Source organism: Kitasatospora sp. NPDC022785 (assembly GCF_055561295.1).
Genome location: NZ_JBVHHB010000012.1, coordinates 157,551 through 170,952, shown reverse-complemented (window position 1 = coordinate 170,952; position 13,402 = coordinate 157,551). Strand labels below are relative to the sequence as shown.

Below are 13,402 nucleotides of genomic sequence, written 5' to 3'. Positions count from 1 at the left end.
GATGCGGGCGCGGCTGGGGGTACGGGCGGACCGGTCGGGGACGGGGCACATCTCGGAGACCTGCCAGGACTGCGGGGGCCTCGGCTGGCTGACGCTCGCTCTGAAGGAGTAGGAACCACCGCGGGGTGACGCCGGGTCAGCCCTGCTCCGGGCGGTGGAGGCGGACGCAGTGCTCGGGCTCCGGCGTGTAGGCCGGGTCGAGGACGTAGCCCTGTTCGGCGGCGATGCGCAGGACCGCCTGAGCCCCGGCGCCGCGGTAGGTGGCCAGATTGATCCGGATGCGCCGCGGAAGGCCCGCACCCGGGGAGTCGGACCGTTGGCGGGTCCCGCGGGCCAGGACACGGCGGATGTGGCGGTCCCAGGCGGCGGCACTGCCGGACAGCTCGGCCCAGAAGGCGCACGGGCCCACCGCCCAGCGGGCACCCCAGCGGTCCCAGTGGTCCGGCTCCGGGTGGTTCACCCAGAAGGCCAGCAGGCTGAGCACCCCGTAGACGGGGACGTAGACGATCTGCAGGACGAACATGAACGGCAGCAGGAGGGCGAACCGGCCCGGACGCGGCCCCCACGGCGTGCCGGGGGCGGCGGGCGGGTCCTGCGGGCCCGGAGCGGGCACCCGCGGCGGGGCGGGGAACACGCGGCGGATCCAGACGCTGCCCTCGCCGGCGCCGACGGATCCGCGCTCCCAGCCGTACCGCTCGGCGAGCCGCACCACGCCGGCCGCGCCGAGGCCCCGGTAGAGGCGGACCGAGAACTTGACGTGCATCACGCGGGTGAGGTCGTCGCCGACCTCACCGCCGCCGGCGGCGTGCGTCTCCTCGGCCGCGCGGATCCGCCGTTGGAGGATCGGCGTGAGGTACCGCTCCCAGACCTCCGGCCGGCCGGTGAGCTCCGCCTTGAGGCGGCGCGGCGGGATGAAGGTGCGGTTGACCTTCAGCCAGGAGTCGGAGCCGGACGGGCCGCTCGCACCGCTCCAGAGCAGGGCCACGAACAGGGCCGCCAGGGCGGCGATCCAGAGCGGCGCGTAGATCCACTGGAGGGTGAACTGGAGCAGCACGCCGACCCGGCTGCGGCGCGGCCCCGGGCCGGGGAGGCCGGTGCCCAGGGGTGCGGCGGGCGCGGGCGCGGGCGCGGGCCGTGCGGGCGTCGGCTGCGGGGTGCCCTGCGGGTACGGGGCAGGCTGGGCGTACGGGCCGGGCTGGGGGCCGGGCTGGGCGTACGGGTTCGGCTGGGCGTACGGGCCGGGCTGGGGGCCGGGCTGGGCGTACGGGTTCGGCTGCGCGTACGGGCCCGGCTGGGGGCCGGGCTGGGCGTACGGGTTCGGCTGCGCGTACGGGTTCGCCCCGCCCGGCCCGTACGGGCCGGGCTGCTGACCCCCCTGCGCGTACGGGTTCGGCTGCGGCGCGGCGCCGTGCCCGCCCGCGCCGCCGTAGTACCCCTGGCCTTCCGACACGCTCGTCCCCCTCCGCGTGATCGAGCTCTGCCTGCTCGAGTCGACGGGACACCCTATCCGCCCACGGGTGCCGGACCGTCAGCCCGCCAGCGGGGCGTCGACCTGATTGCGGTCGATGGTGAGCGTGGCGCCGCCGTACGTCTCCTCGACGTTGCCGTGGTACTGGTGGACGCGCTGGCGGTCGGCCCAGAGCTCGGGGGTGAGGGCGCCGCCGCCGGCCGTGTCCGCCTCGTCGTTCCAGCGGGCGTACCAGAGGGTGTCGGGCAGCGGGGAGCTGCCGGCGCGGGCGGCGGCGGCGAGGTCGGCGATGCCGGAGTCGAGGCTGGAGTAGAAGCCGGACCGGTAGCCGGCGTTGTGCAGGCCCTGGGTCCAGCCGAGGGCGAAGTCGACGACGGCCTGACCGCAGGCCGGGTCGCGCATGGGGTAGGCCTCGATGTCGAGGAAGACCGGGCTGCCCTTGCCCAGGCCGACGGCCTTGAGGCCGCGGACCGCGTCCGCCGCCTCGTCCCGGCCCTGCTGGGCGGCCCGGGCCGGGTCGATGCGGCTCGGCTTGCCCTTGAGTTCGCTGCACGGCGCCTGGAGGCCGACGTGGACCGGGAGGAACCGCCAGCCCATCGCCCGCGCCTGGCGGACCCAGTCGGCGGTGAGCCTCGGCTGGGCGCAACCGCGCTGGGCGCCGCTGGTGTAGATGCCGAGCGCACCGTACGGCGAGGCGCCGCGCCAGGCACGGAGGGCGTCGAGCGGCGGCGCGGTGCAGGCGTCGAAGGCGGCGCCGCTGTAGAGGTCGCGGACGCGGACGCCGGGGGGACCGGCCCGGTCCGGGAGGACGGAGGCCCGGATGCGGGGGACGGCGGCGGCCACCGGGGCGGTCGCCTCGGCGCTCACGTCCGTCCCGTCGGTGGCCAGCAGGAGGACGAGGGAGGCGGCGGCCACGGCCGCCGGGCGGAGATAGCGCACCCGGCCTTGATACTGACGGACCATCGGACGAATCCGGCAGCCGCGCCGCGTACGCCGGAGAACCCCACCCTTTCGGTGGTACACGTCCGCATCCGTCCCGATTTTTGTAACGAGCTTGCCCCTACCTGACTCCTTACGGCAAACTCGCCAGCATGCCCACGCCCAACCCCAGCGAAACCGTTGCCCCGACGCCGGCCTCCGTCGTCGCCGAGGCCCTTGCCATGCCGCCCGCCCCCAAGGGCGAGCCGGCCGGCGAGCGGGGCGGCTGGCGACGAGGCGGGGCGCCCGGTACCGGGACGCCACCGGACACGGTCTCCGGCCGGCCCGCCGGCCGGCGGTTCCCGAAGTTCCTGCGGCGCCCGATGGGGGACCCCCCGGCCGAAGGCTGGGGGAGGATCCCGGCGCCGCTCTTCTGTCTGGTCGCGATGTTCCTGGTCCAGCTCGGCATCGCGTTCTCCAAGCCGCTGTTCGGCCCGCTCGGGGTCAGCGGCACGACCTTCCTCCGGCTGAGCTTCGCAGCGGCGATCCTGCTCGCCGTCACCCGGCCCCGGCTGCGCGGTCGCCGTCCGCGCGACCTGGCCGCCGCCGGCCTGCTCGGCATGGCCTCCGCCGGGATGACACTGCTGTTCGCCGGGGCGATCGACCGGCTGCCGATGGGCACCGCCGCGACCATCGAGTTCCTCGGGCCGCTCGCGGTGGCGCTCGTCTTCGCGCGCCGGGCCAGCCACCTGGTCTGGGCACTGCTGGCGGCCGGCGGCGTGGCACTGCTGACGCTGCTCGGCGAGGGCGGTGGCGGATCCTCGCTGGACCCGGTCGGCCTGATGTACGCCTTCGGGGCCGCCGCCTGCTACGCCGCGTACATCCTGTTCACGGACAAGGTAGGCGCCGCCTTCCAGGGCTTCCAGGGACTCGCCGTCTCGATGACGGTGGGCGCCCTGACGCTGGCGCCGTTCGGGCTCGGCCAGGCCTGGGACGGGCTGACCGCGCCCGGCGCCTCACCGCTGGCGCTGCTGCTCGCGGTGGCCGGGGTGTCGCTGCTGCTGCCGGTGATCCCGTACGCGCTGGAGATGACGGCGCTGCGACGGATGCCGCAGCGGGTGTTCAGCGTGATGGTCAGCCTGGAGCCGGCGGTCAGCGCGCTGGTCGGGTTGGTGGTGCTGGGCCAGCTGCTGGGTGCGGCGCAGGTGGCCGGGATCGGCTGCGTGGTGGCCGCCAGTGTCGGGGCCACGCTGACCGGTCGGCGCTGAGCCGCGCACGGCGGGCGGGCCGGCCGAGCGCACGGCGGGTGGGCCGGCCGAGTGCACGGCGGGCGGGCCGGTGGCCGGCGGGGCGCGGAGCGGCTACGGCCGGCGCCCCACCGGCGGACCGGCTACGGCCAGAGCAGCGTCCGCGACCACTCCGGGGTGCGGACCGGGCCGGTCCGGGTGTAGCGCAGCCGGACGTGGCGGCGGTCCGCGTCGCCCTGCCAGAACTCCACCTCGTGCGCCCAGAGCGTGTAGACGGCGTGCCCGGCGGCCACCGCGTCCGGGGTGGCCTCCAGGCGGCGGCGGGCGACCGCGACCGCCTCGTCGTACTCGGCCAGGGAGGCCAGCGGCTCGCTCTGCCGGCCGACCAGCGCGCCGACCCGGGCGGCCGGGGAGCGGGTGGCGAACTCGGCGCCGGCGACCTGGTCGGCGGCCCGCTCGACGGTGCCCCGGACCCGGACCTGCCGGCCCAGCGGCGGCCAGTACAGCGTGAGCGCGGCGGCCGGATGATCCGCGAGCTGGCGGCCCTTCGGGCTGTCGGCGGCGGCCGAGAACACCCAGCCGGTGCCGGCCGCGTCCACGTCGCGCAGCACCAGCACCCGGGCGTCCGGCAGGCCGTCGGCGTCGACCGTGGAGAGGGTGGCGACCTGCGGGTCCAGCACACCGGCCGCGAGGGCGGTGGCGAGCCAGTCAACGAAGAGCGGGCCGGGCTCGGCCGGGGCCGCCTCGGCGTCGAAGGACGGCAGTGGACGGGCCATCGGCGGGCGGCCGAGCAGCAGCTCGGGTACGGACCTGGGCTCGGGCCTGGTCTCGGGCCTCGGCGCCGGCCACGACTCGGGCCCCGACTCCGGTCCCGGTGCAGGCATGGCCTCGCCCGGACCGGTCAGGCCCTCCTCCTCCGCTGCCATCGCGCCCTTCCTTCCGGTTGCCGCGGTCGCAGCCCCTCGCCGGACGGGCCTCGGGGGCCCGGGCGCGGGGTGCGCTGTCGGAGCGCAACCGTACCGCCGAGGGGCGACGGCTCCGCGCGCGCCCTGGCTCGACGAGGGTCGGCGCGCGGCCGGGTCGGCGGTCGAGCCGGCGGCCGGTGACGCGGTCGCCCACGCGGTCGGGCGGCTGCCGGATCGGCGGGCGTATTGGCGGGCGGACCGGCGGGCGGGCACGCGTTCGCGTCGGCGCCCGCGCCTGCCCGGGGCGGGCGGCCCCGTTCCCGGGCGAGATGTCCCCGGCCCGGGCGGGCCGCCCCCGGCCGGCGCCGGTGCGTGCCGGAAGGACCCGCGCCCGGACGCACTCGTGGGCGGCGCCGTCGATCGGCACCGCCCACGAGGCCGGTTGGCGGTGACCCTTTCCGCTGCCCCGGTCGTTCCCTGCGATTTTCGCGTCGTGTCGCTTCGAGCCCCACCGCGAGTGCTCAGCTCACCCGCGGCCGACCACCCCCGGCGCCCCCGCCGGCGGTGGTACCCGTTCCGGTCAGTGGAAGACCGGGGCGAAGACGAGGTTGACGTTCTTGTTGGACTGGCCGGCCAGGATGACGCCCGAGTTGTCCTTCACCGCGAGGGTGTTGGCCTGGTTCGAGGCTCCGGAGCCGGTGGCCGTCTGCTGGGTGGAAACGTAGTTGCCGTCGACCGAGCCGAAGACGTTGCCCGTGCCGACGTTCGACACCACGCCACTGTTGGAGCCGTCGTTGGCCGCCGCGCCGTTGTCGGCGGCGGCGGAACCGGCGCCCGCGAGCAGCAGACCGGCCGCGAGCGGAGCGGCCAACAGAAGTCCGGCCAATCGGCGATTGCGGATGCGAGCCATGAGTTGCCTCCAAGAAAAAACTGTCAATCGGGTATTCGTGCATTGGTGCGGGAGTTCGCCGGCCAGACGAACACCTGCGGACTGCGACGCCGAGGGACAGACTTCCGCAACAAATCGACAAAGCACCACCTCGCACCGGCAGTTTCGCCCGTTAGCGTGATATCCAGGGCGGCAAGGAATAACGGACAGCCCAACGGAAAGCGCTCCGACACACCGCCATCAACCTGGGACTTCGCCCGATGGATGGCAGGATCCGGAGCCCTCGGGAGCCCTCGGGAACAGCGCATGGGGAGCACACGGAGAACTCAAGCGCGCCACCCTGGCGCGGGGATTCGCCGGTCACGCCCCATCAAGGTGGCGCGACCGACCCATGTCGATATATCCAGCCATCCTGCGACTATTCCAACAATCCTATTTAGCCGACGGCGACAGCCTTCGGCCTGCGGCAGTTTCCGTCGGGAAAAGCCTCCGGCCGGGGTCGGCAGAGCACGAAAAGCCGACCATCAGACCGCCTTCCCGGGATTGAGGATGCCCAACGGGTCGAAGACCGCCTTCACCTGCCGCTGCAGCTCCACCGCCACCGGCCCCAGCTCGCGCGCCAGCCACTCCCGCTTCAGCAGCCCGACCCCGTGCTCCCCGGTGATCGTGCCGCCCAACTCCAGCCCCAGCGCCATGATCTCGTCGAACGACCGCTGCGCCCGGGCCGTCTCCTCCGGATCGGCGGCGTCGAAGATGACGATCGGGTGCGTGTTGCCGTCCCCCGCGTGGCTCACCACCCCGATGGTCAGCTCGTGCCGTTCGGCGATTCCGGCCACGCCGTTCAGCATCTCGGCCAGCCGGGAGCGCGGCACCGCCACGTCGTCGATCATCGTGGTACCCAGCCGGTCCAGCGCCGGCAGCGCCAACCGCCTGGCCTCCAGCAGCATGTCCGACTCGGTCTGGTCCTCGGCCGGCACCACCTCCGTCGCGCCCGCCGCCCGGCAGATCTCCCCCACCACCGCCAGCTCGGCCGCCGGGTCCGTCCCGTCGAAGGCCACCAGCAGCAGCGCCTGCGTCGACTCCGGCAGCCCCATCTGCCCCAGCTCGTTGACCGCCCGCACGGCCACCGAGTCCATGAGCTCCATCAGCGACGGCGCGAGGCCGCGGGCCATCACCTCACAGACCGCGGCGCCCGCCGCGTCCGCGCTCGGGAACTCCGCCGCCAGCGCCAACTGCGGTGCGGGCGCGGGCCGCAGGGACACCACCGCCCGCACCACCACCCCCAGGGTGCCCTCCGAACCGACCAGCAGCCGGGTCAGGTCGTAGCCGGCGACGCCCTTGGCCGTCCGCCGCCCGGTGGAGAGCAGCCGCCCGTCCGCCAGCACCACGTCCAGCCCGAGCACGTACTCGCTGGTGACGCCGTACTTGACGCAGCAGAGCCCGCCCGCGCCGGTGCCGATGTTGCCGCCGATCGTGCAGGACTCCCAGCTGGACGGGTCCGGCGGGTAGGCGAGCCCCAACTCGCCTGCCGCCCGCGAGAGTTCCGCGTTCACCACACCCGGCTCGACCACCGCGATCCGGTTCACCGGGTCGATCTCCAGGATGCGGTTCATCCTGACCATCGACAGCACGATGCAGCCGTCGACGGCGTTGGCCGCGCCGGAGAGGCCCGTCCGGGCGCCCTGCGGCACCACCGGGACGCGCAGCTCGGTGGCGGTCCGCAGGACGTGCTGCACCTGCTCGACTGTCTCCGGGAAGACCACCACAGCCGGGGTTCCGGCCTCGCAGAACCCGGCCATGTCGTGGCTGTAGGCGGCCATCACGTCCGGGTCCACCGCCAGCGCGCCGGCCGGGAGCCCCTGTGCCAGCCGGTCCGTCAGATCACTCATCGCCGCCTCCGATCACCACCCGGCGCACGCCGTCCGGCGGTACGCCGCTCTGCCACGCGCGCCGCCCGACGCCGTACGCCGCCCGGCGGCCGCAGGTGCCCGGACGCGGGCCACGCGGTCGCACGCCGCCCGACGCCCCTGTCCGCACTCTGCCCGGCGGCCGGACGACCGGCAAGTACGCCGCTCCGGCGCGACCCCCGGCCCGGCCCCGCCCACCCACGACCGAGAGCGGCCCCCAGGGAGCCGTTCGGGGAGCTGCGCGGCGCGCCACGCAGCGGCATCCGTCAGACCCGGCGCAGTACGGCCGACGTCAGCGCGACGAACCCGGCCGCACCGGCCGCGAGCGCGCAGAGCACCATCGGCGTGCGTGCACCGGCCACGTCGGCGAGGACGCCGAGCAGGCCCGTCGACAGGACCAGCGCGGCGCTCTGCACCAGCGTCAGCAGGGCCTGCACCCGGGAGAGATGGCCGGCCGGGGCGCTCCCCAGGACCAGCGGTCCGAGGTGGCAGGCGAAGAGACCCGATCCGGCCCCGGCCACCACGCCGCCCGCGACCGCCGCCGGCACACCGGGTGACCAGGCCAGCACCGCGATCCCCGCCGAGGCCGTGCAGAGCCCGGCCGCCGCGCCGACCCCGGCCCGCCGCAGGGCACCCCGCCAGGAGATCAGACCGGCCACCACGAGCACCCCGGCCCCCTCCCCGCCGGCCACCAGCCCGGTGGCCCCGGCACCCCAGCCGTTGGCCCTGGCGAGCAGCGGCGCCAGCAGCGAGACCACCGGCAGCAGCGCCCCGGCAGCCGCCCCGGTCAGCAGCAGCGCCGCGCGCAGCAGCGGATCGGCCGGCACCAGCCGGACCGCGTCGGCTGCCTCGCGCAGCAGCCCCGGGGCGGCCGCGGAACGGCCCGGCTCCCGCTCCCCGCGCCGCTCTCCCTCCCGTTCCTCCGACGGCCGGACCCGCAGCAGCACCAGCAGGACGATGCCGAAGCTCACCGCGTCCGCCAGCGCTGCCCCGGGCAGCCCGCCCACCGCGACCAGCGCCCCACCGACCGGCGCCCCGAGCAGCACGGCGATCTGCCCGCCCGCCTGCCGCAGCGCGAGCGCCCGGGGCAGCTGCTCGGCGGCCACCAGGCGGCGCGGCATCGAACCGCTCGCCGGGAGGTGGAACGCGTCCACCGTGCCGATCACGGCGGCCGCCGCAACCAGCAGCCAGAGCGGCGTGCCCCAGCCGGCCGCTGCCCACCCCAGCGCCACCGTGGCGGCCAGCATCACCGCGTCCCCGGCGAGCATGACCGGGCGGGCGCCGAACCGGTCCGCCACCGCGCCGCCCAGCAGCACCAGGGCGGTGCGCGGCAGCGTGATCGCGGTCAGCACCAGGCCCGCCGCGCCCCCGCCGTGGACGGACGCGGCCCAGCCCAGCGCGAAGTGGAGCGCGGCATCGCCCAGCAGGCCGGCCTGGGCACCGGCCAGCCAGAGCAGGTACGGGCCCGGGAGCGCGGTCCGCCGTACCGGTGCGGCGTCGGTGCCGGCGGGCGTGGTACCGCCGGGCGGGGCGCCGGCGGGCGTGGGTGTCGTCGTGCTCCCGGTGGCCGTGTTGTCCGTGGTCGTCGCCATAGCCGCCGACCGTAGGACCCTCGACCGGGTCGAGGGCAAGCCACCTCCACCGGCGCCGCTGAACTACCCCCGGACCACCGGCTCCTGGAGCTCCGTCACCCAGTCCGCCGGGGCGTCCGGGCACTCCAGGTACACCTCCCGGGCGTACCCCGCCGAGCGGTAGCCGTTCTCGTCGACGAAGCGGGCCAGCGTCTGGAAGGCACCCACCGTGTCGTCCATCGACCCGCGGTGCACGATGGTCGCCGCCTCCTCGATCTCCGGCAGGTCGACCACCGCGAAGCCGTACTCCCCCTCCCCCGCCGGGGACGCCGAAACAGGGACCGCGACCCGGATCAGCACCGCGCCGTCCCCGTCCGGCACGTCCTCGTACCGGGCGACCGACGGGCCGGCCTCCGCCACCCCGGCCTCCGCCAGCCGGTGGCAGAGCTCGGCGAACAGCGGGCCGATCACCGGCCCGATGTCCTCCGGCTCGTAACTCGCCGCGACGCCCGTCAGCTCCGCCACCCGGACCGACGGCACCCGCTTCACCACCACGTCGTGCGCAGACATCGTTCCCTCGCTCTCGATCGTCCGGAGCCTCGCCTCGACCCGGGCCAGCCGCTGGGCGTCCGCCGCCATCGCCGCGGCGAGTTCGGCCCGCCGCAGCCGCAGCATCCCGCGCAGCTCGGCCGCGTCCACCCGGTCGTCCAGGACCGCCAGCACCTGTTGGAGCGTGAAACCGAGGTCCTTGAGCGCGATGACGCGGTTGAGCCGGGCGAGTTGGGCGGCCTCGTAGAAGCGGTAGCCGCTGGCCGGGTCGACACGCGCCGGGCGCAGCAGCCCGATCGCGTCGTAGTGGCGCAGCATGCGGACCGACACCCGGCCGTGCTTGGCGAAGTCTCCGATGTTGAACATGATTCCTCCAGTGCAGGCCCTCACACCGTGTCATGGTCAAGCACCCGGTCTGTCCTCCCGGCCGCCGGCCCTCCGCCGCCCCTCAGTCGGTCACGTCGAACCCCCGCCGCTGCCCCAACTCCCGCAGGCTGCGCTGCCCCGGGATGCCGTTCGCGTCCGAGCCCGCGTAACCGAGGCTGCGCTGGAAGGCCGCGTACGCCTGCACCGTCCTGGTGCCGAGCGAGCCGTCGACCCAACGCTGCTCCAGGAACCCCTCGTCGGCGAGCGCCTGTTCGACGATCCGGACCTCGCCGCCGTAGGTCTGGTGCCCCTGCTCGGCACCGGGGTCGGTCCGCGCCGCCGTGACGATGTGGGCCAGCGAGACCCGGTGCGGCGAGGGCAGCCGGCCGAGCAGCCGGCGCAGCGAGTCCTCGCCCGGCACGCCGTCCGCGGCGGATCCCGAGTAGCCCAGACTGCGCTGGTAGTCCTGGTAGTTGAGGGTGTCGGCGTCCCGCCAGTCCTCGTCCGGCCCGGCCGTGTAGTGCGAGCCGTGCCCCGACGCCACCAGCGCCTCCCCCACCTCCCGGACCTGCGGGCCGTGGGCGCCGTAGCCGTACTCCAGGCCGTTGATGGTCACCCGGTACCGGGCCGGAGCGGTGTCCGACCGCGGCGGCGGCAGCGGTGTGCCCGCGCCGCCCGCACCCGCGGCGATACCGGGCAGCACCACGTCCCTGAACTGCTGCACCCGCGCATCGCCGGGGCAGGCGGTACCGCCGTCCGACCAGTCCGGGAAGAGCCGGTGGTACCCGAAGCCGGGGTCGTCCGCGCTGCGGCAGACCCGTACGGGGATCCCGTGCTCCCGGTGCAGCCAGACCCCGAGCGCGATCAGCGCCGCGACCTGCGCGCCCGTCCACGGATCGGTGTGCTGGTCGTTGCTGGCCGACTCGACACTCACCGCCCCCGTCCCGTCCGCCCGCCGGTTGGCCCGCATGTTGGCGTCCGCCCGGGTCTGCGTGCCGATGAACTGGCCCACGCACCCGTCGTAGCCGACCCCGAAGTGCGACTCCAGATTGGTCGAGTCCCGCCAGTACTCGTACATGCGCCGCGGCGTCCACGGCGCCGCGATGCTGTGGAAGATCACCTGCGTCGGCACGATCGCCGGCTGCTCGTCCGACTCGGGCTGAAGCTCCATCTTCTCAGCGCCGGGGTACCAGGCCATCCGTCTCTCCTCGCCGGGCCCAGGGCGGTCCGCCCCTTACCCCCGACTAACGAGACCTCCGCCCCCACAAGAGGACACCCCCTCCCCAAACCCCCCGTTCAGGTGAAACCGGACACCCCTCACGACCCCGGAAACGCAGAAGGCGGGTGCCGACTCGATGTCGGCACCCGCCTTGAGCAGGTGGTTCTCCTACCAGCGGAGAGCGTGGGATTCGAACCCACGGTACGGGGTCACCGCACGACAGTTTTCAAGACTGTTCCCTTAGGCCGCTCGGGCAGCTCTCCAGGCGGAGGTCAGCCTAACGGGTCCGGCGGGGTTCGGTGCACCGGGTTTCGGCGGTCGAGGGGGCCGGTCAGTCGCCGACGCGCTCGGCGAGGGTGACCTTGGTGGTGAAGGTCTGGCCGTTGCGGGTGTACTCGACGTCGACGGTCTCGCCGGGCTTGTGCGTCCAGATCTTGCTGACCAGGGCTGGGCCGTTCTCGATCGGGCTGCCGCCGAGCTTGGTGATGACGTCGCCGGGCTTGAGGCCGGCCTTGTCGGCGGCGCCGCCGGGGGTGACGGCGGGGGTGCCCTGGATGTCCCGGGTCTGGATCTGGGCGCCGTCGCCCTTGTAGTCGTCGTTGCGCAGGACGTCGAGCTTGGCGTAGACCGGCTTGCCGGTCTTGATCAGCGTCTCGGCGACCCACTTGGCCTGGTTGATCGGGATGGCGAAGCCGAGGCCGATGCTGCCGGCCCGGCCGGTGCTGGAGGTGTTGGACTGGATCGCCGAGTTGATGCCCATCACCGCGCCGCTGGAGTCCAGCAGCGGACCGCCGGAGTTGCCGGGGTTGATGGAGGCGTCGGTCTGCAGGGCGTTCATGTACGAGGACTGGGCGCCGGTCTCGTCGCCGGAGGCGACCGGGCGGTCCTTGGCACTGATGATGCCGGTGGTGACGGTGGACTCCAGGCCGTACGGCGCACCGATGGCGATGGTGGAGTCGCCGACGTTGACCTTGTCGGAGTCGGCCAGCGGAAGCGGCGTCAGCTTGCCCTTGGGCGGGCTGTCGAGCTTGATGACGGCGACGTCGTAGCCCTCGGCGCGGCCGAGCACGGACGCGTTGTAGGACGAGCCGTCGGCGAACTTGACGGTCAGTTTGCCGCCGCTGGAGGCGGGCGCGACCACGTGGTTGTTGGTGAGGATGTGGCCCTCGGTGTCGAAGACGAAGCCGGTGCCGGTGCCGGACTCGCCGTTGCCCTGCGCCTTGATGGTGACGACGCTGGGCAGCGCCTTCTGTGCGATGCCGGCGACCGAACCGGGGGCGGGCTCGTTCTTGCCCGGGTTGCTGGCCTGGACGGGGGTGCTCTTGTGGTCGTCCGCGGCGGAGATGCTGGTGTCGTTGCGGTCGGCGATGGTGACGCCGAGCGCGCCGCCGGCCACACCGGCGACCAGGGCGACGGCGGCGACCAGGGCGATCAGGCCGCCGCGCTTCTTGCGCGGGCCGCCGGGCTCGGGGGCGGCGGGGTACTCGCCCGGGTAGCCGAGCGGGCCGCCGGGGTAGCCGGGGCCACCGGGCGTGCCGGCACCGCCGGCGCCACCGGCGGTGGAGTCGTGCATGCCCCAGCCGCCGAGCGGCTGGCCGGCGCCGAACGGGTGGTGCTGGGCCGGCGCGGCGGGCGCGCCGGGAGCCGCCGGGGCGCCGTACGGGTCGTGGGCGGGGGTGGCCGCCGCGACCGGGGCGACGGGCGCGGCCGGGGTCGCGTACGGGTTGCCGGCCGGAGCGGCGGGCGCCGGGGCCGCGGGGGCCGCGTGGGCGGCGGGCGCGGGCGGGGCGGGCGGCAGGACCGGCGGCGGGGCGTCGATGTACCCGGCGTCGGTCACCGCGGGGGCGGCCGGGGCGGCCTCCGCAGCGGGCGCGGTGGCCGGCTCGGACGCGGCTGTCGGCTCGGGGGCGGTCACCTTGCTGAACGCCAGCGTCGGCGTCGACCGGCCGGCGGCCGGCGTACCCGCCGCGGCGTCGGTCAGGGTGTAGTCGGCCTCGGGCGCCTCTGCGGGGGCGGAACCGGCGGACGCGGACTGCGCCGGACCGTCAGGAGCGGGACCCACCACCCCCTGGCCACCGGAGGGCTGCTCCCCCTGCGGCCCGGTGGACCCAATCTCGCGCTCGGTGCTCACGGACGACCTCCATAGCTGACAGGACCAACAACCATAGTTTTTCGCACACTCGATTCGATTGCCGTAAGGACCCTTCTGAAGAACTCATAAGAATCCTTAGCCCGGTCCAACAGCAGCCCCGATACGACGTCCCCGACCGGCACCCCGACCGGCGGCCCCGCCGCCCTCCGCGGCGTCCCGCGATGCGGACCGCAGGCGCCTGGCCTTGGCGTACACCCCCGCGCCGGTTAGC

At 75.0% G+C, this 13,402-nt stretch carries 10 protein-coding genes and 1 tRNA gene; 1 reads left to right on the top strand and 10 read right to left on the bottom strand.

Annotation, left to right across the window (positions count from 1 at the left end):
* Positions 1-136 precede the first annotated feature (136 nt).
* Both ACZ3YO_RS20995 and ACZ3YO_RS20990 read right to left on the bottom strand, forming a co-directional pair.
* Positions 137-1,450: a hypothetical protein gene (locus tag ACZ3YO_RS20995; protein ID WP_465571299.1), complete on the bottom strand. Its 1,314-nt coding sequence runs from the start codon at positions 1,448-1,450 to the stop codon at positions 137-139.
* Between the two features lie 78 nt (positions 1,451-1,528).
* Positions 1,529-2,407 (bottom strand): DUF1906 domain-containing protein, encoded by an 879-nt coding sequence (locus tag ACZ3YO_RS20990; RefSeq protein WP_465571296.1) that lies wholly within the window; start codon positions 2,405-2,407, stop codon positions 1,529-1,531.
* A 152-nt stretch (positions 2,408-2,559) separates the two neighbouring features.
* On the opposite strand from ACZ3YO_RS20990, the gene ACZ3YO_RS20985 reads away from it, so the two are divergent.
* Positions 2,560-3,654: an EamA family transporter gene (locus tag ACZ3YO_RS20985; protein WP_465571293.1), complete on the top strand. Its 1,095-nt coding sequence runs from the start codon at positions 2,560-2,562 to the stop codon at positions 3,652-3,654.
* A 122-nt stretch (positions 3,655-3,776) separates the two neighbouring features.
* Here the strand turns inward: ACZ3YO_RS20985 and ACZ3YO_RS20980 are convergent, their stop codons facing one another.
* The 8 genes from ACZ3YO_RS20980 to ACZ3YO_RS20945 form a co-directional block, all read right to left on the bottom strand.
* Complete coding sequence (locus tag ACZ3YO_RS20980) at positions 3,777-4,559, bottom strand: pyridoxal 5'-phosphate synthase (RefSeq protein WP_396324097.1); 783 nt, start codon at positions 4,557-4,559, stop codon at positions 3,777-3,779.
* Between the two features lie 559 nt (positions 4,560-5,118).
* Positions 5,119-5,424 carry a hypothetical protein gene (locus tag ACZ3YO_RS20975; RefSeq protein WP_465571290.1) on the bottom strand — a complete coding sequence of 102 codons (306 nt, stop codon included), beginning with the start codon at positions 5,422-5,424 and terminating at the stop codon, positions 5,119-5,121.
* 527 nt (positions 5,425-5,951) lie between these two features.
* Positions 5,952-7,316, bottom strand: coding sequence for an FAD-binding oxidoreductase (locus tag ACZ3YO_RS20970; RefSeq protein ID WP_465548656.1), 1,365 nt, complete (start codon positions 7,314-7,316; stop codon positions 5,952-5,954).
* 284 nt (positions 7,317-7,600) lie between these two features.
* Positions 7,601-8,926 (bottom strand): MFS transporter, encoded by a 1,326-nt coding sequence (locus ACZ3YO_RS20965; protein WP_465571286.1) that lies wholly within the window; start codon positions 8,924-8,926, stop codon positions 7,601-7,603.
* Positions 8,927-8,989: 63 nt separating this feature from the next.
* Positions 8,990-9,820: a MerR family transcriptional regulator gene (locus ACZ3YO_RS20960; protein ID WP_465571284.1), complete on the bottom strand. Its 831-nt coding sequence runs from the start codon at positions 9,818-9,820 to the stop codon at positions 8,990-8,992.
* 82 nt (positions 9,821-9,902) lie between these two features.
* Entirely contained in the window at positions 9,903-11,018 is a 1,116-nt protein-coding gene (locus ACZ3YO_RS20955) for a peptidoglycan-binding protein (RefSeq protein ID WP_465571278.1), read from the bottom strand.
* Positions 11,019-11,214: 196 nt separating this feature from the next.
* A tRNA-Ser gene (locus ACZ3YO_RS20950) sits at positions 11,215-11,302 on the bottom strand.
* Between the two features lie 68 nt (positions 11,303-11,370).
* Positions 11,371-13,170 carry a S1C family serine protease gene (locus ACZ3YO_RS20945; RefSeq protein WP_465571275.1) on the bottom strand — a complete coding sequence of 600 codons (1,800 nt, stop codon included), beginning with the start codon at positions 13,168-13,170 and terminating at the stop codon, positions 11,371-11,373.
* Between the last annotated feature and the right edge of the window lie 232 nt (positions 13,171-13,402).